Annotated in this window: 20 protein-coding genes; 18 read left to right on the top strand and 2 right to left on the bottom strand. The window is 67.2% G+C overall.

The genetic code is table 11. The features are described 5' to 3' along the window. The first annotated feature begins 1 nt into the window (after position 1). The 10 genes from DK26_RS04435 to DK26_RS04390 all read left to right on the top strand — a co-directional run bounded on the left by DK26_RS04435 (position 2) and on the right by DK26_RS04390 (position 12892). Entirely contained in the window at positions 2-979 is a 978-nt protein-coding gene (locus DK26_RS04435; protein WP_066468646.1) for an ABC transporter permease, read from the top strand. Next, positions 976-1902, top strand: a complete 927-nt coding sequence (locus DK26_RS04430) for an ABC transporter permease (RefSeq protein ID WP_066468644.1) — start codon at positions 976-978, stop codon at positions 1900-1902. Before DK26_RS04435 ends, DK26_RS04430 begins: the two co-directional genes overlap by 4 nt. A 2-nt stretch (positions 1903-1904) precedes the next feature. Then, positions 1905-2888 carry an ABC transporter ATP-binding protein gene (locus tag DK26_RS04425; RefSeq protein WP_066468642.1) on the top strand — a complete coding sequence of 328 codons (984 nt, stop codon included), beginning with the start codon at positions 1905-1907 and terminating at the stop codon, positions 2886-2888. Then, the gene (locus DK26_RS04420) at positions 2885-3901 is read left to right on the top strand and encodes an ABC transporter ATP-binding protein (RefSeq protein WP_083532951.1); all 1017 of its coding nucleotides are present in this window, start codon (positions 2885-2887) and stop codon (positions 3899-3901) included. The genes DK26_RS04425 and DK26_RS04420 overlap by 4 nt, the downstream gene beginning before the upstream one ends. A gap of 131 nt (positions 3902-4032) precedes the next feature. Beyond that, positions 4033-6324 carry an NADP-dependent malic enzyme gene (locus DK26_RS04415; protein WP_066468638.1) on the top strand — a complete coding sequence of 764 codons (2292 nt, stop codon included), beginning with the start codon at positions 4033-4035 and terminating at the stop codon, positions 6322-6324. 209 nt (positions 6325-6533) lie between these two features. Beyond that, on the top strand, positions 6534-8153 hold the full coding sequence (locus DK26_RS04410; protein ID WP_066468636.1) for a peptide ABC transporter substrate-binding protein: 1620 nt from the start codon (positions 6534-6536) through the stop codon (positions 8151-8153). 111 nt (positions 8154-8264) lie between these two features. Beyond that, a complete protein-coding gene (locus DK26_RS04405) occupies positions 8265-9185 on the top strand; it encodes an ABC transporter permease subunit (RefSeq protein WP_066468631.1) in 921 nt (306 codons plus the stop codon). A gap of 4 nt (positions 9186-9189) precedes the next feature. Beyond that, complete coding sequence (locus DK26_RS04400; RefSeq protein ID WP_066468629.1) at positions 9190-10311, top strand: ABC transporter permease subunit; 1122 nt, start codon at positions 9190-9192, stop codon at positions 10309-10311. 1 nt (position 10312) lies between these two features. Further along, positions 10313-11908 carry an ABC transporter ATP-binding protein gene (locus DK26_RS04395; RefSeq protein ID WP_066468627.1) on the top strand — a complete coding sequence of 532 codons (1596 nt, stop codon included), beginning with the start codon at positions 10313-10315 and terminating at the stop codon, positions 11906-11908. 126 nt (positions 11909-12034) lie between these two features. Beyond that, positions 12035-12892 carry a D-amino-acid transaminase gene (locus tag DK26_RS04390; protein WP_066468625.1) on the top strand — a complete coding sequence of 286 codons (858 nt, stop codon included), beginning with the start codon at positions 12035-12037 and terminating at the stop codon, positions 12890-12892. A 17-nt stretch (positions 12893-12909) separates the two neighbouring features. On the opposite strand, the gene DK26_RS04385 is transcribed toward DK26_RS04390, so the two are convergent. Both DK26_RS04385 and guaD read right to left on the bottom strand, forming a co-directional pair. Continuing rightward, positions 12910-13932 (bottom strand): GSU2403 family nucleotidyltransferase fold protein, encoded by a 1023-nt coding sequence (locus tag DK26_RS04385; RefSeq protein ID WP_066468623.1) that lies wholly within the window; start codon positions 13930-13932, stop codon positions 12910-12912. Between the two features lie 54 nt (positions 13933-13986). Beyond that, complete coding sequence (gene guaD, locus DK26_RS04380; RefSeq protein ID WP_210312227.1) at positions 13987-15303, bottom strand: guanine deaminase; 1317 nt, start codon at positions 15301-15303, stop codon at positions 13987-13989. Positions 15304-15419: 116 nt separating this feature from the next. Here guaD and xdhA point away from each other — a divergent pair, with 116 nt between their 5' ends. The 8 genes from xdhA (at position 15420) to DK26_RS04340 (ending at position 26187) form a co-directional block, all read left to right on the top strand. After that, positions 15420-16895 carry a xanthine dehydrogenase small subunit gene (gene xdhA / locus DK26_RS04375; RefSeq protein ID WP_066468621.1) on the top strand — a complete coding sequence of 492 codons (1476 nt, stop codon included), beginning with the start codon at positions 15420-15422 and terminating at the stop codon, positions 16893-16895. Then, positions 16888-19245, top strand: a complete 2358-nt coding sequence (xdhB, locus tag DK26_RS04370) for a xanthine dehydrogenase molybdopterin binding subunit (protein WP_066468619.1) — start codon at positions 16888-16890, stop codon at positions 19243-19245. The genes xdhA and xdhB overlap by 8 nt, the downstream gene beginning before the upstream one ends. Next, positions 19242-20108, top strand: coding sequence for a xanthine dehydrogenase accessory protein XdhC (gene xdhC / locus DK26_RS04365; protein ID WP_066468612.1), 867 nt, complete (start codon positions 19242-19244; stop codon positions 20106-20108). Before xdhB ends, xdhC begins: the two co-directional genes overlap by 4 nt. Continuing rightward, positions 20092-21651 (top strand): ABC transporter ATP-binding protein, encoded by a 1560-nt coding sequence (locus DK26_RS04360; protein ID WP_066468610.1) that lies wholly within the window; start codon positions 20092-20094, stop codon positions 21649-21651. Before xdhC ends, DK26_RS04360 begins: the two co-directional genes overlap by 17 nt. 31 nt (positions 21652-21682) lie before the next feature. Continuing rightward, positions 21683-22720, top strand: coding sequence for an ABC transporter permease (locus DK26_RS04355; RefSeq protein ID WP_248309858.1), 1038 nt, complete (start codon positions 21683-21685; stop codon positions 22718-22720). Beyond that, a complete protein-coding gene (locus tag DK26_RS04350) occupies positions 22717-23640 on the top strand; it encodes an ABC transporter permease (RefSeq protein ID WP_066468608.1) in 924 nt (307 codons plus the stop codon). Before DK26_RS04355 ends, DK26_RS04350 begins: the two co-directional genes overlap by 4 nt. A 30-nt stretch (positions 23641-23670) precedes the next feature. Beyond that, positions 23671-24747: a BMP family ABC transporter substrate-binding protein gene (locus DK26_RS04345; protein ID WP_066468607.1), complete on the top strand. Its 1077-nt coding sequence runs from the start codon at positions 23671-23673 to the stop codon at positions 24745-24747. A 270-nt stretch (positions 24748-25017) separates the two neighbouring features. Beyond that, positions 25018-26187 carry an ABC transporter substrate-binding protein gene (locus DK26_RS04340; RefSeq protein WP_066468606.1) on the top strand — a complete coding sequence of 390 codons (1170 nt, stop codon included), beginning with the start codon at positions 25018-25020 and terminating at the stop codon, positions 26185-26187. Positions 26188-26285: the final 98 nt, after the last annotated feature.

Raw genomic sequence — 26285 nt, 5'->3', positions numbered from 1 at the left:
CATGCTGGCATTCGTCCTGCGCCGCCTGGCGCAAGCGCTATTCGTCATCGCGGCGATGCTCGTGATCGTCTTCTTCGGCGTCAACGTCGTCGGCGATCCCATCTACATGCTGATCTCGCCCGAGATGGACCAGCAGCAGATCGCCGAAACGGCGCGCGCGCTCGGTCTCGACCGGCCGATCTGGGAACAGTTCCTGATCTTCCTGAAGAACGCCGTCCAGGGCGATCTCGGCCGCTCCTTCGTGCATGGCGAATCGGCGATCAAGCTGATCCTGCACCGCATGCCGGCGACGCTCGAACTCGCCTTCGTTGCCCTCTTCATGGCGATCCTGATCGGCCTGCCGCTCGGCCTCTATGCGGGGCTGAAGCCGGAGAGCCGGATCTCGCGACTGATCATGGCGATCTCGATCCTCGGCTTCTCGCTGCCGACCTTCTGGGTCGGCCTGATGCTGATCCTGACCTTCGCCGTAAGCCTCGGCTGGCTGCCCGCCACTGGTCGCGGACCGACCGTCTCGATCCTCGGCATCGACACCTCGCTGCTCTCGCTCAAGGGCTGGCAGCATGTCGCCCTGCCGGCGCTCAACCTCGCTCTGCTCAAGATCTCGCTGGTGATCCGCCTCGCCCGGGCCGGCGCCCGCGAGGCGGCGCTGATGGACTATGTCAAGTTCGCGAGGGCCAAAGGCCTGTCGCAGAGCCGGATCATCGGCGTCCACATCCTGAAAAACATCATGATCCCGATCGTCACCGTGCTCGGGCTCGAATTCGGCTCGCTGGTCGCCTTCTCGGTGGTGACCGAGACGATCTTCGCCTGGCCCGGCATGGGCCGCCTGCTGCTCGAGGCGATTACTCGCCTCGATCGGCCTGTCATCGTCGCCTATGTCATGGTCGTCGTGGTGCTGTTCGTCACGATCAACCTCCTGGTCGACCTGATTTATTCCGCGCTCGATCCACGCGTGCGCCTGACGGAGGCCACCTCATGAGCGAGGCCACCTTGCCCACCGCCGTTGCCACCCCGCCGGTCGAAGCGAAGGAGGAGACGCCGTTCCGGCGCTTCGCCCGCTCCTTCTTCGAGGACAGGCTTGCCGCCTTCGGTCTCGGCCTGTTCGTCGTCATCGTGCTGCTAGCACTGGCGGCACCGCTGATCGCGCCGCAGAATCCTTACGACCTCGCCAGCGTCGACGTGATGGATTCGCGCCTGCCGCCGGGCGACGTCGCCGGCGAAGGCTTCACCATGTGGCTGGGCTCGGACGGCGTCGGGCGCGACCTGCTCTCCGGCATCCTCTACGGCCTGCGCATCTCGCTGATGGTCGGCGCCTTCTCGGGCATCCTCGCCGCCAGCGTCGGCATGGCGATCGGCCTGATCGCCGCCTATGCCGGCGGGCGCACCGAGAACATCATCATGCGCATCGTCGACCTGCAGCTCTCGCTGCCCTCGGTGCTCGTCGCGTTGATCCTGGTGGCGGCGCTCGGCAAGGGCGTCGACAAGATCATCATCGCGCTGGTGATGGTGCAATGGGCCTATTACGCCCGCACCGTGCGCGGCTCGGCGCTGGTCGAGCGGCGCAAGGAATATGTCGAGGCAGCGCAGTCGCTCGGCCTCTCCCACGCCCGCACGGTGTTCCGGCACATCCTGCCGAACTGCCTCGCCCCGGTGATCGTCATCGTCACCGTGCAGACGGCGCATGCGATCTCGCTCGAAGCCACCCTCTCCTTCCTCGGCGTCGGACTGCCCCAGACCGAGCCCTCGCTCGGCGTGCTGATCGCCAACGGCTTCCAGTACATGCTCTCGGGCAAGTACTGGATTTCGGTCTTCCCCGGCATCGCGCTGCTCCTGACCATCGTCTCGATCAACCTGGTCGGCGACCGCCTGCGCGATGTGCTCAACCCGCGGCTGGAGAAGTGAGCATGGCGCCCGTTCTCGAAGTCGCCGGCCTGAAGACCCATTTCTTCACCCGCGCCGGCACGGTGAAGTCGGTCGATGGCGTGTCCTTCCACGTCAACCGCGGCGAGGTGCTCGGCCTCGTCGGTGAATCCGGCTCGGGCAAGTCGGTCACCGGCTTCTCGGTGATGGGTCTGATCGACCCGCCCGGGAAGATCGTCGAGGGCTCGATCAAACTCAACGGCAAGGAACTCGTCGGGCTCGACGAGGAAGGCTTCAGGAAGGTCCGCGGCCGCGAGGTTGCGATGATCTTCCAGGACCCGATGATGACGCTGAACCCGGTCCTGCGCGTCGACACGCAGATGATCGAGGCCGTCACCGCCCATGACAAGGTCTCGCACAAGGCGGCGCGGGAGCGTTCCCGCGACGCTCTCGCGAAGGTCGGCATCCCCTCGCCCGAGGAGCGGCTCAATGCCTATCCGCACCAGTTCTCCGGCGGCATGCGCCAGCGTGTCGCGATCGCGATCGCCCTGCTGCACCGCCCGCCGCTGATCATCTGCGACGAGCCGACAACCGCGCTCGACGTCACCATCCAGAGCCAGATCCTGGCCGAGATGCAGTCGCTCTGCGCAGAGACCGGCACGGCGCTGGTCTGGATCACCCATGATCTCGGCGTTGTCGCCGGCCTCACCGACCGGATTGCGGTGATGTATGCCGGTCGCATCGTCGAGACCGGCGCGGTCGATCCCGTGCTCGACACGCCCCTCCATCCCTATACCAGCGGCCTCCTCGGCTCGCTGCCCGCCGAGGGCGAACCCGGCGCGCCGCTGCGCCAGATCCGCGGCTCGACGCCGTCGCTGGCCAAGCTGCCGCAAGGCTGCGCTTTCGCACCGCGCTGCGACTACGCGCAGGCGGACTGCCTCGCGCAGGCACCAGCCGTCACCGCCTTTCCGGGGGAGCGCGGCGTGCGCTGCCATCACCCGCTGAACCTCGCCGGAGTCGCGGCATGAGTGCGCCGATCCTGACCCTCGACGGTGTCTCCAAGCGCTTCACCAAGCCGCTCGACGCCGCCTCGAAATTCGCCAACTGGATGGGCGCCGGCTACACCGAGCAGGTGGTCCACGCGGTCGACGGGGTCGACCTCGCGGTGACCCAGGGCGAGGTCGTCGGGCTGGTCGGCGAATCCGGCTGCGGCAAGTCGACGCTCGGGCGCGTCGTCGCCGGCATCCACCCGCCGAGCGCCGGGCGGGTCTCCTGGCGCGGGCAGTTCACCGACGAAATGGACGCGCAGCAGCGCCGCGCCGCCACCCTGGCGATCCAGATGATCTTCCAGGACCCGATGTCCTCGCTCAATCCGCGCCTGCGGGTCACCGACATCGTCGGCGAGGCACCGGTCGTGCACGGCCTCGTCGACAAGGCCCAGCAGGACGCCTATGTCGTCGAAATGCTGGAACGCGTCGGGCTCGACCCGAGCTATCGCCGACGCTACCCGCACCAGTTCTCGGGCGGTCAGAGGGCGCGCATCGGCATCGCCCGGGCACTGGCGGTGAAGCCGCAATTCCTAGTCTGCGACGAAAGCGTCGCCGCACTCGATGTATCGATTCAGGCTCAGGTCCTGAATCTTTTCATGAAACTGCGCGACGAACTTAACCTGACTTACCTGTTCATCAGCCACGATCTCAGCGTGGTCCGGCACCTCTCGGATCGGGTGGTGATCATGTATCTCGGCCGCGTCGTCGAGGCGGCGCCGGCAGCCGAGCTCTTCAAGGGCCCGCAGCATCCGTACGCCCAGGCGCTACTCGCCAACGTACCGTCGATCGCCGCGCGCAAGAAGCGTTTTGCGCCTCTGAAGGGCGAGATTCCGTCGCCCCTGCATCCGCCCACGGGCTGCCATTTCCACCCGCGCTGCCCGATGGCCGGACCGCGCTGCAAGGCCGAGCGGCCGGTGCTGAAGCAGATCGCGCCCGGCCACGTCGCGGCCTGCCATCTCCATGATGGCGGGGTCGGAGCGCTGGCCGCTTAGAACCCGTTCCAGCCGGGACGTTCTGAACAAGGATTATTGCCGGTTCGCAGCTTGACGCGGGCCGCCTTACGGGCGACCTCCGAGCGGACCGGCGCCGGTTGCGCCGGGCGAACGCCTGGAGAATCGGAAACATGAAGAGCACCTTGTCGGCGGATCTCCGCGCTGGCGCCCTCGTCTATCATCGCCAGCCGCGGGCCGGGAAACTCGAGATCCAGGCGACCAAGCCGCTCGGCAACCAGCGCGACCTCGCGCTCGCCTATTCGCCGGGCGTCGCCGCGGCCTGCGAGGCGATCGTCGACGATCCCAGCCAGGCCGCCGAACTGACCTCGCGCCAGAACCTCGTCGCGGTCGTCACCGACGGCACCGCCGTGCTCGGCCTCGGCGATATCGGCCCGCTGGCCTCCAAGCCGGTGATGGAAGGCAAGGCCGTCCTGTTCAAGAAGTTCGCGGGTATCGACTGCTTCGACATCGAGGTCGACCAGCGCAATCTGGAGAAATTCGTCGAGGTCGTCGCGGCGCTGGAGCCAACCTTCGGCGGCATCAATCTGGAAGACATCAAGGGCCCGGAATGCTTCGAGATCGAGGAGCAGCTCAAGGCCCGGATGAACATCCCGGTCTTCCATGACGACCAGCACGGCACGGCGATCATCGTCGGCGCCGCCGTCCTCAACGGGCTCGACCTTGCGGGCAAGAAGATCGGCGACGTCAAGATCGTCGTCTCCGGCGCTGGCGCTGCCGCCCTTGCCTGCCTCAACCTCTTGGTCTCGCTCGGCGCCCAGCGCAAGAACATCTGGGTCACCGACCTCGAAGGCGTGGTCCACAAGGGCCGCAACACCCTGATGGACCGCTGGAAGGAGGTCTACGCCCAGGAGACCGACGCCCGCACGCTTTCCGACGTGATCGGCGACGCCGACGTCTTCCTCGGTCTCTCGGCCGCCGGCGTGCTCAAGCCGGACATGGCCAAGCGCATGGGGCCGAAGCCGCTGATCCTGGCGCTCGCCAACCCCAATCCGGAGATCACGCCCGAGGACGCGCTGGCAGCGCGGCCGGACGCGATGATCTGCACGGGCCGCTCGGACTACCCGAACCAGGTCAACAACGTCCTCTGCTTCCCCTACATCTTCCGCGGCGCGCTCGACGTGCATGCGACGACGATCAACGAGGCGATGAAACTCGCCGCGGTGCGCGCGATCGCGGCGCTCGCCCGCGAGGCGACCTCCGACATCGCTGCGCGGGCCTATGGCGGCGAGGCGCAGACCTTCGGCGCGACCTCGCTGATCCCGAACCCGTTCGATCCGCGCCTGATCCTGCGCATCGCACCGGCCGTCGCCGAGGCGGCGATGATCACCGGCGTAGCCAAGAAGCCGCTGATCGACGTCGAAGCCTATCGCGAGGACCTGTCGCGCTTCGTCTTCCGCTCCGGCTTCCTGATGAAGCCGCTCTTCGCCAAGGCCAAGGCCGACCCGAAGCGGGTGGTCTATGCCGAGGGCGAGGACGAGCGCGTGCTGCGCGCGGCGCAGGTGGCGCTGGAGGAAGGCCTGGCTACGCCGATCCTGATCGGCCGCCCAAGCGTGGTCGAGGCCCGCATCGAGCGCTTCGGGCTGACGATCCGCCCAGGCGTCGACTTCGAGCTGATCAACCCGGAAGACGATCCGCGCTATCGCGACTACGTCCAGACCTATCTCGACATAGCCGGAAGACGCGGCATCACGCCGGAAGCCGCCCGCTCGCTGGTGCGCACCAACAATACGGTGATCGCGGCGCTCGCCGTGGTGCGCGGCGAGGCCGACGCGATGATCACCGGCCTCGAAGGCCGCTTCCTGTCGCGGCTGCGCCATATCCGCGACATCATCGGGCTCGAGCCCGGCGTCTGCGACCTCGCGGCGATGACCTTGATCATCACCAGCAAGGGTGCCTTCTTCCTCACCGACACCCATGTGAAGCACGATCCGACGGCGGAAGAGATCGCCGACATGACGGTGCTCGCAGCCGGCCATGTCGAGCGCTTCGGCATCGCGCCGAAGATCGCCCTGCTCTCGCATTCGGATTTCGGCGCAGCCGACACGCCATCGTCGCTGAAGATGCGCAAGGCGCTCGGGCTGATCCGCGAACGTGCGCCGGATCTCGAATGCGACGGCGAGATGGAAGCCGATTCGGCGCTAGTCGCGGCGATCCGCGACCGTGTCCTGCCATCCTCGCGCCTGAAGGGCGTCGCCAACGTCCTGGTCTTCCCGAATCTGGACGCGGCCAACATCGCCTATCAGTTCGCCAAGGTGCTGGGCGACGCGCTGCCGGTCGGGCCGATCCTGATCGGTGCGGCCAAGCCCGTGCATATCCTGACCGGCTCGGTCACGGCGCGCGGCGTCGTCAACATGACGGCCGTCGCCGTCGTCGAGGCGCAGGGACGCGGCCAGAAGGGCTGAAGACGGGAACAGCGAGCCGGGCGGGTCCACCCGCCCGGTCTGCTACCGAGCGCAAGCCGCAGTGCGAGGCCTTTTCGGCACCTGCCGGGGCACTTCTCGAAGAACGGTTGAAGCCCCCGTTTTCCTCCTTGGCTCCGGCCTTGGGATCGGCCCATACTTCCCGCACGAGCGGGAAAGGGGCCCGTCCGGCTAAGCTTCGGAGAGCGCTCATGAAAAGCTTCACGCGTCAGTGGCGGTTCCTGCGCCGGCTGCGGCCTCTCGCCCTTGCCGCTGGCCTCGCCTGCGGCCTCGGCACCGCCGCCCTGGGGCAGGTCGTCTTCCACCGCGGCAATGACGGCGACCCCGAAACGCTCGACGCCCACAAGACCTCGACGGTCAGCGAAGCGCACCTGCTGCGCGACCTCTCCGAGGGGCTGGTCATCCACCACATCAACGGCGAGGTCGTGCCCGGCGTCGCCGAAAGCTGGACGATGAGCGAGGACGGCAAGAGCTACACGTTCAAGCTGCGCGCCAACGCCAGATGGTCGAACGGTGATCCGGTCAAGGCCGGCGACTTCGTCTATTCGCTGAAACGGATCGTCAATCCCGCGACCGGCGCGAAATACGCCAACATCCTGTACCCCATCCTCAACGCCGAGAAGATCAACAAATCAGGCGAAGGCGCCACTCTGGACGAGCTCGGCGTCAAGGCGCTGGACGACACGACGCTGCAGATCGGCCTGGAGCGGCCGACGCCCTATTTCCTGGAACTGCTGACCCACCAGACCGGCCTGCCGGTGCACCCGGCTTCCGTCGAGAAATTCGGCAAGGACTTCGTCAAGCCGGAGAACTGGGTCTCCAATGGCGCCTACACGCTGAAGGAGTTCGTGCCGAACTCCCACATCAAGATGGAGAAGAACAAGAGCTTCCACGATGCGGCGAACGTGCAGATCGACACGATCCTGTACTATCCCGCCTCCGACCTCGCCGCCGCCGCGCGCCGCTTCCAGGCGGGCGAGCTGCACATGACGACCGACATCCCGGCCGACCAGATCCAGCAGCTGCGCGAGAAGCTCGGCAATCAGGTCAAGGTCGCGCCCTATCTCGGCACCTATTTCCTGATCGTGAACACCGCCAAGAAGCCCTTCGACGACCTGCGCGTGCGCCGGGCGCTGTCGCTGGTGATCGACCGGGAGTTCATCGCCGAGGAGATCTGGGGCGGCACCATGCTGCCGGCCTATGGCGTGATCCCGCCGAATATCGGCAATTACGGCGAACGCGCCGAGGCTGATTTCAAGAGCGTCTCGCCGCTCGACCGCGAGGAGGAGGCCAAGCGCCTGCTCGCTGCCGCCGGCTACGGTCCCGGCATGCCGCTGCGGGTGCAACTGCGCTACAACACCACCGACAACAACCGCCGCACGATGATCGCCATCGCCGAACAGTGGAAGGTGCTCGGCGTCGAGACCAGCTTCATCAACACCGACGGCAAGACACATTTCGCGCTGCTGCGCGACGGCGGCGATTTCGACATCGCCCGCTATGGCTGGATCGGCGACTATTCCGATCCGCAGAACTTCCTGTTCCTGTTCCTCAGCGACAATAAGGGCTTCAACTCCGGCAAATACGCCAATCCAAAATTCGATGCCCTGCTGCAGCAGGGCGCCAATGAACTCGACCTCGCCAAGCGCGCCGCGGTGTTGCGCGAGGCCGACAGCATTCTCGCGACCGAGATGCCGTGGATCCCGCTGATGTACTATTCCTCGAAGAACCTGGTTTCGCCGAAGCTCGTCGGCTTCCAGCAGAATCTGCGCGGCGCCCTGCCAACGCGGTTCATGAGCCTGAAGCCGTGACTGAAGCACGTCATGGCCGGACTTGACCCGGCCATCTCAAGCCGAAGCGGGCGACCGCCAGCGATTATGAGATGCTCGGGTCAAGCCCGAGCATGACGTAGGGCCCTCTCCGTGTTCACCTACATCCTGCGCCGCTTCGCCACCGCGATCCCGACCCTGTTCGTGATCGTCACGCTCTCGTTCTTCCTGATGCGCCTCGCACCGGGCGGGCCGTTCGACCTCGAACAGCCGCTCGAGGCCAAGGTGATGGAGAACCTGCGGCGGATCTACCAGCTCGACCAGCCACTTCACGCCCAGTACCTGACCTATCTTGGCGCCCTGCTGCGCGGCGACTTCGGCCCTTCCTTCTATTTCCGCGACTTCTCGATCGCCGAGCTCTTCGCGCAGGGCCTGCCGGTCTCGATGCGGCTCGGCGCCTCGGCACTGCTGCTCGCGCTCGCCATAGGCGGCCCGCTCGGCGCCCTCGCAGCCTTCCGACAGAATGGCGGCGCCGACCATGCGGTGATGGGTTTCGCCACCGCCGGCATCACCATTCCGAACTTCGTCGTCGCGCCCGTTTTGCAGATCGTCTTCGGCCTGAGCCTGGCCTGGCTGCCGGTCGGCGGCTGGAATGGCGGAGCCTTCCGCAACACCGTGCTGCCGATCGTGACGCTGGCCCTGCCGCAGATCGCCGTGATCGCCAGGATGACCCGGGCGGCGATGATCGAGACGCTGCGTGCCAACCATATCCGGACCCTGCGGGCGCAGGGGCTGTCGGGCACGACCATCGCCCTGCATGCCGGGCGCGGGGCCGCCCTGCCGGTCATCTCCTATCTCGGTCCGGCGGCGGCGAGCCTGCTCACCGGCTCAGTGGTGGTCGAAACCATCTTCGGCATTCCCGGCATCGGGCGCTATTTCGTCGAGGGCGCGCTCAATCGCGACTACACGCTGGTGATGGGCACGGTCGTCGTCGTCGCCATCTTCGTGCTCGTCTTCAACCTCGTCGTCGACATCCTCTACGCGCTGCTCGACCCGCGCGTCAGGCTGGATTGAGCCGATGAGCGCGGTCGTGCCCCTTCCCGCCCCGCCCGCCGGCCGCTCGCTCTGGCAGGATGCCCGCATCCGCCTGCTGCGCAACCGCGCCGCGGTCGCGAGCCTCGTCGTACTGGCCCTGATGGCGCTGGCCTGCATCTTCGGACCCTGGTTCACCGGTCACCCCTACGACCGGGTCTATCAGGACTATGTCCGCGTGCCCGCCAGCCTCTCGGCCTACCCGAAGGCCGAGGCCCTGCCGGCCGCCGTCCAGCGCATCGCCTCGCGCATAAGGGCGACGCCGAGCGAGGTCGTCGTGGGAACCGACGAGGTCCGGTTGGTCCTGAGCGCGCAAAGGCCGATCGACCAGCGCCTGCTCATCTATTTCGACCGCTCCGACCAGTTCGGCACGCCGCGCGTCATCGCGAGCGAGCAGGAGGGCCGCCGGCTGGCGCTGGCCGTACCGATCAAGCGCCAGCATTTTCTGTTCGGCACCGACAGCAATGGCCGCGACCTCCTGACCCGGACCCTGATCGCCGGCCGGGTCTCGCTGGCCATCGGACTGCTCGCGACCGGCGTCGCGCTGGTGATCGGCGTCGCGTATGGCGCCACTGCCGGCTATCTCGGCGGGCGCATCGACATGCTGATGATGCGCATCGTCGACGTGCTCTACGCGCTGCCGTTCATCTTCTTCGTGATCCTGCTGGTGGTCTTCTTCGGCCGGAACTTCATCCTGATGTTCCTCGCCGTCGGCGCGATCGAGTGGCTCGACATGGCCCGGATCGTCCGGGGCCAGACGCTCTCGATCAAGCGCCAGGAATATGTGCTGGCGGCCGAGGCGCTCGGCGTCTCGACCGGCGGCATCCTGAAGCGCCATGTCATCCCGAACACGCTCGGCCCGGTGATCGTCTATGTCACCTTGCTGGTGCCCAAGGTGATCCTGCTCGAGAGCTTCCTCTCCTTCCTCGGCCTCGGCGTCCAGGAGCCGATGACGAGCTGGGGCGTGCTGATCTCGGACGGGGCGCGGGCGATCCAGGCGACGCCCTGGATGCTGGCATTCCCCGCCGCCTTCCTGGTGACGACGCTGTTCGCGCTGAACTTCCTCGGCGACGGCCTGCGCGATGCGCTCGACCCGAGAGATCGCTGAGATGGCGAGCGAACCCGTCCTCGCCTTTCGAGATCTCAAGGTCCTCTTCCGCACCAATGACGGGCCGTGCGAGGCGGTGCGCGGCATCGACCTCGATGTCGGAGCCGGCGAGTTCGTCGCCATCGTCGGCGAATCCGGTTCCGGCAAGAGCCAGAGCGTGATGGCGGCGATGGGGCTGCTCGCGAGCAATGGCGAGGCCTCCGGCTCGATCCGCTATCGCGGGACCGAGCTACTCGGCCTCTCCCCGGCCAGGCTCAACGCCTATCGCGGCAGGAAGCTCGCGATGATCTTCCAGGAGCCGATGACCTCGCTCGATCCGCTGTTCCGGATCGGGTCTCAGATGGCCGCGCCGCTGCGCCGGCATCAGGGCCTGTCGCGCAAGGCGGCGCGGGCGCGGGCGCTCGAACTGCTGAAGCTGGTACGGATCCCGCATCCAAAGCGGCGGCTCGATTCCTATCCGCATGAGCTCTCCGGCGGACAGCGCCAGCGCGTGATGATCGCCATGGCGCTCGCCAACGATCCCGACATCCTGATCGCCGACGAGCCGACGACAGCGCTCGACGTCACGATCGAGGCGGAGATCCTGGCGCTGATCGCCGAACTCCGGCAGCGGCTCGGCATGGCGGTGGTCTTGATCAGCCACGATCTCGGCCTCGTCAGGAAATATGCCGAGCGCGTCTATGTGATGAAGGCGGGCGAGGTCGTCGAGAGCGGCGCGACGTCGACGATCTTCGAGACGCCGGCCCATCCGTATACCTGTGCCCTGCTCGCGGCCGAGCCGCACGGCCACAAGGCTCCGCCTCCTGCCGGTGCGCCCATGCTGCTCGAAGCCCGCGAACTGCGCGTGAGCTTCGACCTCAGCCGCGGCTTCCTCCGGCGCGAAAAGGCCGTGCTGCATGCCGTCGACGGCGTCGATCTGACGCTGCGCCGCGGCCAGACCATCGGCATTGTCGGCGAATCCGGCTCGGGCAAGTCGACGCTCGGCCGGGCGATCCTGAAGCTGGTGCCGGCCGGCGGGCTGGTGCGCTTCGAGGACCGGGCGCTGACCGGGCTCGACCGGGCCGCGATGCGGCCGCTGCGCCGCAGCCTGCAGGCGGTGTTCCAGGACCCGTTCGGCTCGCTCTCGCCTCGGCTGACCGTCGGCGAGATCGTCACCGAAGGGCTGCTGGTCCACGAGCCCGGCCTGTCGCGCGGCGAGCGGGAGCGGCGCGCCGCCGAAGCGCTCGCCGAAGTCGCGCTCGATCCTGCCCTGCGCAATCGCTATCCGCACGAATTCTCGGGCGGTCAGCGCCAGCGCATCGCGATCGCCCGCGCCATGATCCTGCACCCGGCCTTGGTCGTGCTCGACGAGCCGACCTCGGCGCTCGACCGCACCGTCCAGGCCAGCATCGTCGCCCTGCTCAAGCAGCTGCAGGCGCGGCACGGCCTGTCCTATCTCTTCATCAGCCACGACCTTGCCGTGGTCCGGGCTATGTCCGACGAGATCATGGTGATGAAGGATGGCAGGGTGGTCGAGCGCGGGCCGACCGAGGCGATCTTCGAGGCACCGCAGCAGGCCTATACGCAGCGCCTGATCGCCGCCGCGCTGCGGTGCTGAGCGGTTTGGGAACCGGCCGCGCCCTGCGCCTGACGCCGAGCGGCAACACGGCCTGCCCTCTCGCATCGCCTGCTCCGCTCGGATAGGAAAGGTGCGCCTTTGTCCACCCAGCAAGAGACCCGAGCGATGAGCCGTACCGTCTACGTCAATGGCGCCTTTCTTCCAGAAGAAGACGCCACGATCTCGATCTTCGACCGCGGCTTCATCTTCGGCGACGGCATCTACGAGGTTTCGGCCGTGCTTGGCGGCAAGCTCGTCGATTGCGAGGCACACCTGATCCGGCTCGAACGCTCCTGCAACGAGATCGGCCTGAAGCTGGCCTGGAGCCGCGACGAGCTGATCGCGATCCATCAGGAACTGATCACCCGCAACAAGCTCGACGAGGGTTCGATCTATCTGCAGGTCTCACGCGGCGCCGCCGATCGCGACTTCGCCTTCCCCAAGGACATCAAACCGTCGATCGTCCTGTTCACCCAGGCGCGCCAGTTCGCCGACACGCCGCAGGTCAAGACCGGGATCAAGGTCGTCAGCACGCTGGATCTGCGCTGGGCCCGCCGCGACATCAAGAGCGTCAACCTGCTCGGGCCGGTGCTCGCCAAGCAGTTCGCCGCCGAGAACGGCGCGCAGGAGGCCTGGCTGGTCGAGGACGGTGTCGTCACCGAAGGGGCTTCCTCGACCGCCTGGATCGTCAAGGGCAAGACGCTGATCTCGCGCCCGCTCTCCAACAAGGTGCTGCCCGGCATCACCCGCAAGGCGGTGCTCGCCTTCCTCGCCGAAAGCGGCTTCACCTTCGAGGAACGCGAATTCACGCTGGCCGAGGCAATCGACGCCGAGGAGGCCTTCATCACCTCCGCGACCAGCCTGGTGATGCCGGTGACCACGATCGACAGCCACAGCATCCACAACGGCGCGCCCGGCCCGGCGACGCTCCGCCTGCGCGAGATCTATCTCGAACACGCCCGCAAGGGGGGCGTGCTGGGCTGAGCGGCCTGCAGCGGCGCCTATAGCGTCGCCAGCCGCCTTTCAAGTCCGTCGATGCGAGCAATGGCGACCGCGAGGCGCTCGCGCCAGCGCGGCCCCCGCCCCAGAGCATCGGCATAGGCTTCTCGCAGCTCGTCCGGGCGATCGCGCGCGAGAACATCGATCAGCATCGCCGCCTGGCGGCGATCCTTCACAGCCTTGAGGCTGTCGGGACCGCCTTGCCGGCGGTCCGAGACGATCAGCTTGTGAATGGCAAAGCGCTCTGGCCGCGGTATCTGGACCAGCACGCCGCTGCGGTAGGTGATCGCCGCCTTTATGGGCTCGGCGATCAGATAGTTCAGATAGTGAAGCGACTGGGCGTGGACGCCGAGCGCCTGCAGCGGCCGCGCCTCCTCGCGCTCCGAGAAGGCAGGCGTCAGGAATTCGACCAAGGTCTCGCTGCGGCTCTGCTTCCAGCGCCAGGCCCGCCGTTCGTCGAGCACCGGCGCAGGCTCGAACGCAAAGCCCGCCAACAGACGCGGAAGCGCTTCCTCGACCACGTCGCCGAGGGCGAGCGACAGGCGCTCGAAGCTGGCGACGTCGATGTCGTTGGTCTGCGCCGCCTGATCGAGGCCGTAGCGGATGCCGAGCTCGCCCTCATAGAGGCGAAAGGCGATCGTGCCGACGAGGGTGCCTCCAAGACGAAAAACGCCAGCCTTCGCCATCGCAGCCAGCAGGCTGCCGGTGCCGGCATCGACACCGAGAAAGCCCTCGGCACGCAGGATGCGGATCAGCCGCGTCCGGGCGGAACTTGCGGCCGCCATCTCCGCGCGCAGCGCCGGAATGCGCTCCAGGCGTTGCCGCAGGCCTTCGCTGTCCTCCCCGATGTAGGATTTCCTGACGTCGGAGCCGACGCGATAGCTATCGTACCAGTAGACGCGTCCGTTCCGCTCCACGCGCGTCGGCGTCCCGCGCACGGCCGAAACTGCCTCGTCCAGCAGCGAGCGCAGCAGGTCATGATAGGCCGCATGCGCGATCGGCGAATGATAGGTGGCTGCCAGCATTCGTATTCAACAAATTCCAATTCCGTTGAACATTAACCGGTGTTCAACAATTCTTCAATTCGTTGAACATCTGAATGCAAGCTCACCCATCACATAGGTCGCGACCACATTGCGCTCGTCGCCGAGGGTGACTAGCACGAAGAGCTCCTCCGCAAGATCGCGCGCCGTCTCGAGCCGGTGCGCCATCGCCCGCGTCGCGGCGGGATCGAGCACCACGATATCGGCTTCGCGGCCGGGCTCGAACGAACCGATCAGGTGATCAAGGCCGAGCGCGACCGCGTTGCCCAGCGTGATCGCGTGCAGCGCCTCGAAGGCCGAGAGCGACTGCCCCTGCAATTGCAGGATCTTGTAGGCCTCGGCCATGGTGCGCAGCATCGAATAGGAGGTGCCGCCGCCGATATCGGTGGCGAGCGCAACCTTGACGCCCTCGCGCCGGGCGCGGTCCCAGTCGAACAGGCCGGAGCCGAGAAAGAGGTTCGAGGTCGGGCAGAAGACCGCGACCGCGCCGTGCTCGGCGAAGGCGCGCCATTCGCGCTTGGTCATATGGATGCAGTGGCCGAGCAGGCTCTTAGGACCCAGCAGGCCGTAATCCTCGTAGATGCCGGCGTAGTCGGCCGCCATGGGATAGAGCTCGCGCGCCAAGGCGATCTCGGCCCGGTTCTCGTTGATATGGGTCTGGACGAAGCAGCCCGGATGCTCCGCGACGAGCCGCTGCGAGGCCGCCATCTGCTCGGGCGAGGAGGTCACCGCAAAACGCGGCGTGATCGCGTAGAGCTGGCGGCCCTTGCCGTGCCAGCGGCCGATCAGCGCCTTGCTCTCGGCATAGCCGCTTTCGGCCGTGTCGGTCAGCGCCGCCGGCGCGTTGCGGTCCATCATCACCTTGCCGGCGATCATCCTTGTGTTGCGGCGATGCGATTCGGCGAAGAAGGCCTCCGCCGATTTTTCGTGCACGGAGCAATACACCGCCGCAGTCGTCGTGCCGCTCGCCAGGAGCTCGTCGAGCAGGAAGCGCGAGAGCTTTTCGGCATGGCCCTGCTGCGCCAGCTTCTGCTCCTCGACGAAGGTGTACTTGTTCAGCCACTCCATCAATTGCGCCCCATAGGAGGCGATCACCTGCGTCTGCGGCATGTGGATATGGGCGTCAATGAAACCCGGCATGATCAGATGCGGGCGATGATCGATGATCTCGACCTCGGCGGGCAGTGCCGGCAGCAGCGCCCGCGCCTCCCCGGCGGCCCGGATCAGCCCGTCCGCAATCACCAGCAGCCCGTCCTCGACATAGCGATGCGCAGCGGCGCCAACGCCATACGGATCGCCGACGAACCAGAGAAGCCGGCCCCTTAGGGCACGCACCGCATCCTGCCTGCTCAACCTGCACACTCCGGCGCCGATACCTATCTTATCTGCACCAAATCAAAGCTTCCGGCCAAGCGACGAACATGCCTAATCTCAGTGCATGTTCGCGATTTGCTCTCGACGGAGCTGCCATGCGTGAGACCGTCCGCTTCCTGCTCGGCGATGAGCTGGTCGAGATCGCGAGCTGCGATCCGACCCGGACGGTGCTGGACTGGCTGCGGCTCGACCGGCGCCGCACCGGCAGCAAGGAAGGCTGCGCCGAGGGCGATTGCGGCGCCTGCACCGTCGTCATCGGCCGGCTCGACGGCGGGCATCTGCGCTACGAGGCGATCAACGCCTGCATCCGCTTCCTGCCGACGCTGGACGGCTGCCAGCTCCTGACGGTGGAGCACCTGAAAGGCGCCGACGGCGCGCTCCACCCCGTGCAGCAGGCGATGGTCGACTGCCATGGCTCGCAATGCGGCTTCTGCACGCCGGGCATCGTGATGTCGCTGTTCGCGCTCTGGCTGAACGAGGCGGCCCCCTCCGTCGCGCGCATCGAGGACGCGCTCGCCGGCAATCTCTGCCGCTGCACCGGCTATGAGCCGATCATCGCGGCCGGGCTGCGCTCGGCTGCGGTCGATCGTTCGCAGGACTATTTCGCCCAAGCACAAGGCGAGGTCGCTGCCCGCCTCGCAGAACTGCGGGACATGCAGACCGTCGCGGTCAGCGATGGCGAGCGGCGCTATTTCGCACCTGCAACTACGAAAGCCCTCGCGGAACTCCTCGCCGCCCACCCGCAGGCGACGCTGGTCGCCGGCGCTACCGATGTGGGCTTGTGGGTGACCAAGGGCATGCGCCGGCTCGATCCTGTGATCCATCTCGGCCGGATCGAGGAGCTGCGCGCCATAGCGGACGAGGGCGACCAGCTGCGTTTCGGCGCGATGGCGAACCATATCGAGGTTCGAAAGGCACTAGCTCGGCTCTCTCCGCAGCTCGACGAGATGATGCGCCGTTTCGGCGGCGAACAGGTTCGTAATGCCGGGACGATCGGCGGCAACATCGCCAATGGCTCGCCGATCGGCGACCTGCCGCCCGCCCTGATCGCGCTCGGCGCGACACTGGTACTGCGCCGGGGCAACGTGCGCCGCGAGATTCCGCTCGAAGGCTTCTTCCTCGACTACCGCAAGCAGGACCGGCGCGTGGGGGAGTTCGTCGAAGCCGTGCTGGTGCCGGAACTGCCGGCCGATGCGCTGTTCCACGTCTCGAAGATCTCGAAGCGCTTCGACGAGGACATATCGGCCTTGTGCGGCGCCTTCTTCCTGCGCCGTGACACCGACGGCCGCATTGCCGAGGCCCGTCTCGCCTTCGGCGGCATGGCCGGCATCCCCAAGAGGGCGCAGGCGGCGGAGGCTGCCCTGCTCGGCCGCCTCTGGAATGCCGAGGCCGTCGCGGCCGCCAAGTCGGCCCTGGCGCAAGATTTTACGCCGCTCACCGACATGCGCGCCTCGGCCGGCTACCGGCTCAAGGTCGCCGGCAACCTGCTCACGCGCTTCCTGCTCGAAAGCCATGGGCCAACGACGCCGATCCGCGTCGCCGGCCTGCTGGCGGAGGCCGCCCATGGCTGACGCACGCAAGCGCCTCGACATCATCGCCGAGAGCGGCCCGGTCGGCGCCGCGCTGAAACACGACTCCGCCGCCAAGCATGTCGCCGGAGAAGCCGTCTATGTCGACGACATCCTGGAGCCGGCGGGCACCGCCCATGCCTGCCTCGGCCTCTCCAGCATCGCCCATGGCCGGTTGCTGTCGCTCGATCTGTCGGCGGTCGAAGCCGCACCGGGCGTGCTCGCGATCCTGACCGCCGCCGACATCCTCGGCGAGAACGACATCTCCTCGACGCACAAGCATGACGAGCCGGTCTTCGCGACCGAGGCGATCCTGCATCACGGCCAGCCGCTCTTTGCGGTCATCGCCGACACGCGCGAGCAGGCTCGCCAGGCGGCGACGCTCGCGAAGGCGGAATACGAGGAAGCCGCGCCCCTGCTCGATATCGCAGCGGCCCGAGCCGCGGGCGGTGAGCTCGTCACCGAGCCGCTGAAGCTCGAACGCGGCGATGTCGCGGCCGCGCTCACGGCGAGCCCGCGCCGGCTCAAAGGCGCGATGGCGATCGGCGGACAGGACCACTTCTATCTCGAGAGCCAGATCGCCCTCGCCATACCCGGCGAGGATGGCGACATGCTGGTGCACTCCTCGACCCAGCATCCGAGCGAAGTCCAGCACATGGTCGCGTCCGTGCTCGGCATCGGCGCCCATGCGGTGACGATCGAGGTCAGGCGCATGGGCGGCGGCTTCGGCGGCAAGGAGACGCAGGCCAATCTCTTCGCCTGCGTCGCCGCGCTCGCCGCCCGCAAGCTGAAGCGGCCGGTGAAGCTCAGGCCCGACCGCGATGACGACATGGTGATCACCGGCAAGCGCCACGACTTCGTCGTCGACTACGAGATCGGCTTCGACGATGACGGCCACATCTACGCGGTCGATGCGACCTATGCGGCGCGCTGCGGCTGGAATGCCGACCTCTCCGGCCCGGTCACTGACCGCGCGCTCTTCCACATGGACAACTGCTATTTCTACCCGGCGGTACGGGCCCGCTCCGAACCATTGCGCACGCACACCGTCTCGAACACCGCCTTTCGCGGCTTCGGCGGGCCGCAGGGCATGGTCGGGGCCGAGCGCTTCATTGAGGAGGTCGCCTACGCGACCGGGCTCGACCCGCTCGACGTGCGCAAGCGCAATCTCTATGGCGGCGAGGGCCGGCTGACGACGCCCTATCACCAGCAGGTCGAGGACATGATCGCCGGCGAGGTGATCGACGAGCTGGAACGCGACTGCCACTACCGCGAACGGCAGCAGGCGATACGCGACTTCAACCGGGAAAGCCCCGTCATCAAGCGCGGCATAGCGCTGATGCCGGTGAAATTCGGCATCTCCTTCACCGCGACCTGGTACAATCAGGCCGGCGCGCTGGTGCATGTCTACACAGACGGCACCGTCTCGCTGAACCATGGCGGCACCGAAATGGGCCAGGGGCTCTACCAGAAGGTGGCGCAGGTCGTGGCCCAGGCCTTCGGCATCGGCCTCGACAGGATCAGGATCACCGCGACGACCACCGGCAAGGTGCCGAACACCTCGGCGACCGCCGCCTCCTCGGGCTCCGACCTCAACGGCATGGCGGCGCTCGACGCCTGCGAGACGATCAAGCAGCGGCTCGTGGCTTTCGCAGCAGAGCGCTGGCAGGAGGCACCGGAAGCGATCGCCTTCCTGCCGGGGCGGGTCAGGATCGGGGCGCGCGAGATCGCCTTCGTCGAGCTGGTCAAGGCGGCCTACATGGCCCGCGTCCAGCTCTCGGCCACAGGCTTCTATGCGACGCCGAAAATCCACTGGGACCGCAAGGCCGGGCGCGGCCATCCCTTCTATTACTTCGCTTATGGCGCGGCGGCAGCCGAGGTCGCGATCGACACGCTGACCGGCGAGTACAAGGTCGAACGGGTCGACATCCTCCACGATTGCGGCAACTCGCTGAACCCGGCGATCGACAAGGGACAGATTGAGGGCGGCTTCGTCCAGGGCATGGGCTGGCTGACCGCCGAGGAACTGGTCTGGGACGAGAAGGGGCGTCTCATGACGCACGCACCCTCGACCTACAAGGTCCCCGTCGCCTCCGACCGGCCGCGCGTCTTCAATGTCGCATTGCTTGAGAATGCCCCGAACCGCGAACACACGATCCATCGCTCCAAGGCGGTCGGCGAGCCGCCGTTGATGCTGGCGATAAGCGTGCTGCACGCGCTGTCGGATGCGGTCGCCAGCGTCGGCGAGCATCGCTTCTGTCCGAAGCTCGACGCGCCGGCGACACCCGAGCGTGTATTCGACGCGGTCGAGCGGGTCCGGGTGCTGGCTGCAGGCGCGGAGGACGCGTCATGACGCTCTCCGATTTTCTCGACAGGCATCTCGCTGAGGGCGCGATCATCGTCCGCATCGAACGCGTGCAGGGCTCGACGCCGCGCGAGGCCGGCGCGACGATGATCGTCTCGCGCCATGACAGCGCCGGCACGATCGGCGGCGGACAGCTCGAATTCCATTGCCTCGATCTCGCCCGCGAGATGCTGGCGACCGGCGAGGATCGGCGCCGGGTCGACCTGCCGCTCGGCCCGCAAATGGGCCAATGCTGCGGCGGCCGGGTGCAGGTCTCGCTGGTACGCGCCATCGCTGTCGACCTCACCGCCCTGCGCGACAATGAAGCGAAGGCGGCCGCCGGCCGGCCGCAGGTGCTGATCTTCGGCGCGGGGCATACCGGCCGGGCGCTCGCGCACTGCCTTTCCCTATTGCCTTTGGCAGTGACGCTGATCGACGACCGACCCGGCCAGTTCGCGGACCTGCCCGAGGCCATTTCCTGCCTCCATCTCGACGATCCCGAGCAGGCGCTCGCCACGGCGCCCTCAGGCGCTGCGTTCATCGTCTTGACCCACAGCCATGCGCTCGATTACCGGCTGACCGAGGCGGCGCTTCTGCGCGGCGACGCGGCCTATGTCGGTATGATCGGCTCAGGCACGAAACGGGCGCGCTTCGAGGCGAGCTTCCGCCGCCGACACCCAGGAAGCACGGCATTGACGCGCCTGACCTGCCCGATCGGTGGATCGGATGTGCATGACAAGCGTCCCGAGGTCATCGCGGCCTTGACGGCGGCCGAGCTGGTACGTTGGTTGCTTGGCGAGAAGGCGGCCTTCGCGGGGAAGGACGCCACCGTGCCAGAGAAAGGCCGAGCCGCCCATGACGCAGCCGCCTGACGAGACGGCCCCCTTACGTCTGGCGCTCGCCCATGTCTCGAAGAGCTTTCCGGGCGTGAAGGCCAATCAGGACATCAGCTTCGGTGTCCGCCCCGGCGAGATCCATGCCCTGCTCGGCGAGAACGGCGCCGGCAAGTCGACCCTGGTCAAGATCATCTACGGAGTGCAGCGCGCCGATGAGGGCGAGATCCGCTGGGACGGCGAGCGCGTCGAGATCCCCTCCCCCAAAGCGGCGCGCAGGCTCGGCATCGGCATGGTCTTCCAGCATTTCTCGCTGTTCGACGGCATGACCGTGCTGGAGAACATCGCGCTCGGCCTCGACGAGAAGGTCCCGGCGGAAGAGCTGAAGCAACGGATCAGGACGATCCTCGACAGCTATTCGCTGCCGCTCGATCCCGACCGCGAGGTGCACACGCTTTCGGTCGGCGAGCGCCAGCGCATCGAGATCGTGCGCTGCCTGCTGCAGAAGCCGAAGCTCCTGATCATGGACGAGCCGACCTCGGTGCTGACCCCACAGGAAGTCGAGCGGCTGTTCGATACCTTGCGCCAGATCGCGGCCGAGGGCTGCTCGATCCTCTACATCAGCCACAAGCTCCACGAGATCAAAGCGCTGTGCTCGGCTGCGACGATCCTGCGCGGCGGGCGCGTGGTCGCGGCTTGCGATCCACGCACGGAATCGACGACACGCATGGCCGAGCTGATGATCGGCGCCGAGCTCAAGACCATCGAGCGCCCGGCCGCGGCCGGCGAGGCGCGCCGCGCCCGCCTCGTCGTCAACGGGCTCGACATGGCGGGCGAACCGCCCTTCGGCACCGACCTGAAGACTATCGGCTTCACCGCTTACGCCGGCGAGATCCTCGGCATCGCCGGCGTCGCGGGCAATGGCCAGGCGGAGCTGCTGCTCGCCCTGTCGGGCGAGCGCCGCGCCGCCTCGAACGATGCCGTCAAGCTCGACGGGCAGGCGCTCGGCCATGCCGATGCCGGTAAGCGCCGCGCCGCCGGGCTCGCCTGCGTGCCCGAGGAGCGCAATGGCCACGCCGCGGTTCCCGATTTCTCGCTCGCCGAGAATGTCGTGCTGACGGCGCGGCATCGGCTGCCGCTGGCGCCCTCCGGGCTGATCCGGCAAGGCGCGGTCGACGCCTATGCGCGCGAGGTGATCCAGCGTTTCGACGTGCGCACCACCGGCCCTGACGCCCTCGCCGGCGCGCTCTCCGGCGGCAATCTGCAGAAATTCATCATGGGCCGCGAGATCGGCCAGAATCCTGAGGTCCTCATCGTCGAGCAGCCGACCTGGGGCGTCGATGCCGGCGCCGCGGCCGCGATCCGGCAGGCGCTGGTCGATCTCGCCGCACGGGGTTCGGCGATCGTGGTGATCTCGCAGGATCTCGACGAACTGCTCGAACTGGCCGACCGGCTCTGCGTGATCAACGAGGGTAGGCTCTCGCCGGCAAGGCCGGTCGCCGGGCTGAAGCTGGAGGAGATCGGCCTGCTGATGGGCGGCGTCCACGGCGAGGCGACCGCAGCGGACCATGCCCATGCTTGAATGGCGCCGCCGCAGCGAACCAAGCCGGGCAATGCTCTATCTGAGCCCGCTGATCGCCATCGCCCTGACCATGCTGACCGGCATGCTGGTCTTCACCGCGATCGGCTATGACGGCTTTCACGCGGTGCAGGCGATCTTCGTCACGCCGCTGGTCGAGCCGCAGCGCTGGGCCGATCTCGGCGTCAAGGCGGCGCCGCTGGTGATGATCGCACTCGGCCTCGCCATCGGCTTCCGGGCCAATGTCTGGAACATCGGCGCCGAGGGGCAATATGTCATGGGCGCCATCGCCGGCACCGGCGTCGCGCTGCTCACCCATGACATGACCGGCTGGTGGATCCTGCCCGCCATGGCTCTCGCCGGCATTCTCGGCGGCGCCGCCTGGGCTGCGATCCCCGCCTTCCTGAAGGTCCGCCTGCAGGTCAGCGAGATCCTGACCAGCCTGATGCTGAGCTATGTCGCCGTCCAGTTCCTGTATTACCTCGTACGCGGGCCGTGGAAGGACCCGGGCGGCTTCAACTTCCCGCAGACCAAGATGTTCAGCGCAGACCAGGTCCTGCCCGCCATGGCGGAGGGCTCGCTGGTCCATCTCGGGATTCCCGTGGCGCTGCTGCTGGCACTCGCCGCCTGGTTCGTGATGGGCAAGACGGTTTCCGGCTTCGCCATCCGGGTGGTCGGGCGCGCGCCGGCCGCCGCGCGGCATGGCGGCTTCGACGCCGGCCGCGTCACCTGGGTCGCCCTGCTCGCCAGCGGCGGGCTTGCGGGCTTGGCCGGGCTGTTCGAGGCAGCGGGTCCTTTCGGCCAGCTCACCCCGCAATTCCCGGTCGGCTACGGCTTCACCGCGATCATCGTCGCCTTTCTCGGGCGGCTTTCACCCATCGGCATCGTCTTCGGCGGGCTCGTCCTGGCGGTGACCTATGTCGGCGGCGAGATCGCGCAGAGCACTGTCAGGCTGCCGCAGGCGGCGACCGGCATGTTCCAGGCGATGCTGCTGTTCTTCCTGCTCGCGACCGACGTGCTGGTGCGCTGGCGGCTCGCTTTCCGGCGCAATCCGGCGAAGGTCGCGCCATGACGAGCGTGATCCTCGTCTCGATCTTCATGACGCTGGCGGCAGCGGCAACGCCGATCCTGCTGGCGGGCCTAGGCGAGCTCGTCACCGAAAAGGCGGGCGTGCTCAATCTCGGCGTCGAGGGCATGATGCTCTGCGGCGCGGTCACGGGCTTTGCGGTCGCCTATAGCAGCGGCAGCGTCACGCTGGGCGTCGTCGCTGCTGCGTTCGCCGGCTTCCTGGCGGCGATGATCTTCGCCCTGCTGACGCTCGGCCTCGGCTCCAACCAGGTCGCGACGGGGCTGGCCTTGACGATCTTCGGGATCGGCATCTCCTCGCTGTTCGGCGCCGGCTATGTCGGCCGCACCATCCAGCGGCTCGGGCCGCTTTTCCCGGCCGACTACGCCGCGCATCCCTGGCTGCGCCTCGTCTTCGGCCATGACGCGCTGGTTTATCTCTCGCTGCTGCTGGTCGCCGCCGTCAGCCTCTTCCTGCGCCGCAGCCGGATGGGCCTGATCCTGCGCGCCGTCGGCGAGAACGCCGATTCCGCCCATGCGATCGGCTATCGCGTGCTGGCCATCCGTGCTGCCGCGACCGGTTTCGGCGGCGCGCTCGCAGGGCTCGGCGGGGCCTATTTCTCGCTGGCGCTGACGCCGATGTGGGCCGACCGGCTGACCGCCGGGCGCGGCTGGATCGCACTCGCCCTCGTCGTCTTCGCGGCCTGGAAGCCGGGCCGGCTGCTGCTCGGCGCCTATCTCTTCGGCGCGGTCGCGACCTTCGAGCTGCAGGCCAAGGCGGCCGGCATCAGCTGGATCGCGCCGGAGGTGCTGGCGATGACACCCTACCTTGCGACCATTGTGGTTCTGACGATGATGTCGCTAGGAACGAGAACCGGCGGCCGCAACGCGCCCGCCTGCCTTGGCAAGCCTTTCCCGGCGCCCTAGCGCCGAAACCGACAACGGGGAGCACAGACAATGTCGACCATCATCACCCGCAGGACGCTTCTTGCCGGCGCGGCCGCGACCTCGGCCCTGCCGCTCATCGGCGGCGCCAGCGCCCAGGAGCCTTTCGGCGTCGGCTTCATCTATGTCGGCCCGGTCGGCGACCATGGCTGGAGCTGGACCCATGACCAGGGCCGGCTCGCCCTCGAGAAGGAATACGGCGCCAAGATCAAGACGAGCTTCATCGAGAACGTCGCCGAAGGCCCGGATGCGACGCGCGCACTGCGCCAGCTCGCCCAGGCCGGCAACAAGCTGGTCTTCGCCACCTCGTTCGGCTTCATGAACCCGACCATCCAGGTCGCCAAGCAGTTCCCGAAGATCTTCTTCGAGCACGCCACCGGCTATCAGCGCGCCGAGAACGTCGCGACCTACAATGCCCGCTTCTACGAGGGCCGCGCCGTGATCGGCACCATCGCCGGCCACATGTCGAAGGCGGGCCAGGCCGGCTACATCGCCTCCTTCCCGATTCCCGAGGTGGTTATGGGCATCAACGCCTTCCATCTCGCCGCCCGGAAGGTGAACCCGAACTTCAAGACCAAGGTGATCTGGGCCTCGACCTGGTACGACCCGGCCAAGGAAGCCGACGCCGCCAAGGCGCTGATCGACCAGGGCGCGGACGTCATCACCCAGCACACCGACAGCCCCGCCGCCCTGCAGGCGGCCGAGCAGCGCGGCGTCTTCGCCTTCGGCCAGGCCTCCGACATGAAGGCCTTCGCGCCCAAGGCGCACCTGACCGCGATCGTCGACGACTGGTCGGGCTACTACATCAAGCGCGTCAAGGAGGCGATGGACGGCAGCTGGAAGACCGGCGACGTCTGGGGCGGCCTCAAGGAAGGCATGGTCAAGATCGCGCCCTATAACGACGCAATGACGCCGGCAGCCCGCGCCGCCGCCGACGAGGTCCAGAAAGGCATCATTGCCGGCACGCTCCACCCCTTCACCGGAGAGCTCAAGGACCAGAAGGGCACGCTGCGTCTCAAGGCCGGAGAGACCGCCTCGGACGAGATGCTCTCGAAGATGGACTGGTACGTCGACGGCGTGCAGGCGTAAGGCGGCTATCGAGTTGGCGTCATGCTCGGGCTTGACCCGAGCATCTCTTGCCGAAGGAGGCGCCGTACAGCGCCTTCCCGTCCAGAGATTCCCGGTTCTGCGCTTCGCTGCGCCCGAGAATGACGCCCTCCGTCCACGCACCAAAATTACCCGCAGGAACCCCCTTGCAGATATTTTAAGCTTGAAACAATATGACTGCGACACCGCCTGGACGGGGATGGGGAACCCTGCCGGCGGCCGCATCTGGCACGTCCCGGGAGGACTTCAGACATGACGCTCAAATTCACTCTGTCGCTTGGCGCCGGCCTGCTTGCGCTCGGGCTCGCTACCGCCCAGGCACAGGAACCCTTGAAGATCGGCGTGGTCAGCGTGCTGACCGGCCCCGCGGCGGCGCTCGGCCAGCAGGTTCGCGACGGCTTCCAGCTCGCGGTCGACCAGAATGGCGGCAAGCTCGGCGGCGTGCCGGTGCAGATCACCATCATCGACGACGAACTGAAGCCCGATGTCGCAGTCGGCAAGGTCCGCAGCTTCGTCGAGGGCGGCAAGGTCGACTTCGTCGTCGGCCCGGTGTTCTCGAACATCCTCGGCGCGATCGCGAAGCCGGTGCTGGATTCCGGCGCGATCCTGATCAGCCCGAACGCCGGCCCGTCCACCATGGCCGGCAAGGCCTGCCACCAGAACTTCTTCGTGACCTCGTACCAGAACGACCAGGTCCACGAGGTGCTGGGCAAGTACGCGCAGGACCAGAACTACAAGAAGGCCTACATCATCGCGCCGAACTACCAGGCGGGTAAGGACTCGCTCGCCGGCTTCAAGCGCTATTTCAAGGGCGAGGTCCTCGACGAGGTCTATGTCCCGCTGACCTCGCTCGATTTCTCAGCCGAGCTTGCCAAGATCGCCTCGGCCAAGCCCGACGTGGTCTTCGCCTTCCTGCCCGGCGGCCTCGGCGTCAACTTCGTCAAGCAGTGGTCGCAGGCCGGCCTCACCGGCAAGGTGCCCTTCCTCTCCGCCTTCACGGTCGATGAATCGACCCTGCCGGCTCAGCAGGACGCGGCGGTCGGCATGTTCGGCGGCATGACCTGGGCGCCGAACATGGACAATCCGCAGACGAAGAAGTTCGTCACGGCCTATGAGGCCGCCTACAAGATCGTCCCGGGCTCCTATGCCCAGCAGGCTTTCGACGCGGCACAGCTGATCGATTCCGCCGTGAAGGCGGCCGGCGGCACCGGCGACAAGGACAAGCTGCGGGCCGCGATCAAGAAGGCGGACTTCACCTCGCTGCGGGGCAACTTCAAGTTCAACACCAATGGCTACCCGATCCAGGACTTCTACCTGGTCAAGGTCGCCAAGCGGCCGGACGGCAAGTTCCAGACCGAGATCGCGCAGAAGGTGTTCTCGGACTATGCCGACCCGCACGCCAAGGATTGCGCGCTGAAGTGACGCTTTCGTCCTTCATCGCGACCTGAATGGTCATCCCGGGCGGGCTTCAGCCCGACCCGGGATCCATGCCAGACCGACCGATGTTCAGGCATGGATCC

This window comes from Allobosea sp. WAO, from assembly GCF_001509835.1.
Lineage (GTDB): Bacteria > Pseudomonadota > Alphaproteobacteria > Rhizobiales > Beijerinckiaceae > Allobosea.
Note: the sequence above shows the minus strand (reverse complement) of the source record. Positions and strands in the feature narration are given on the sequence as shown.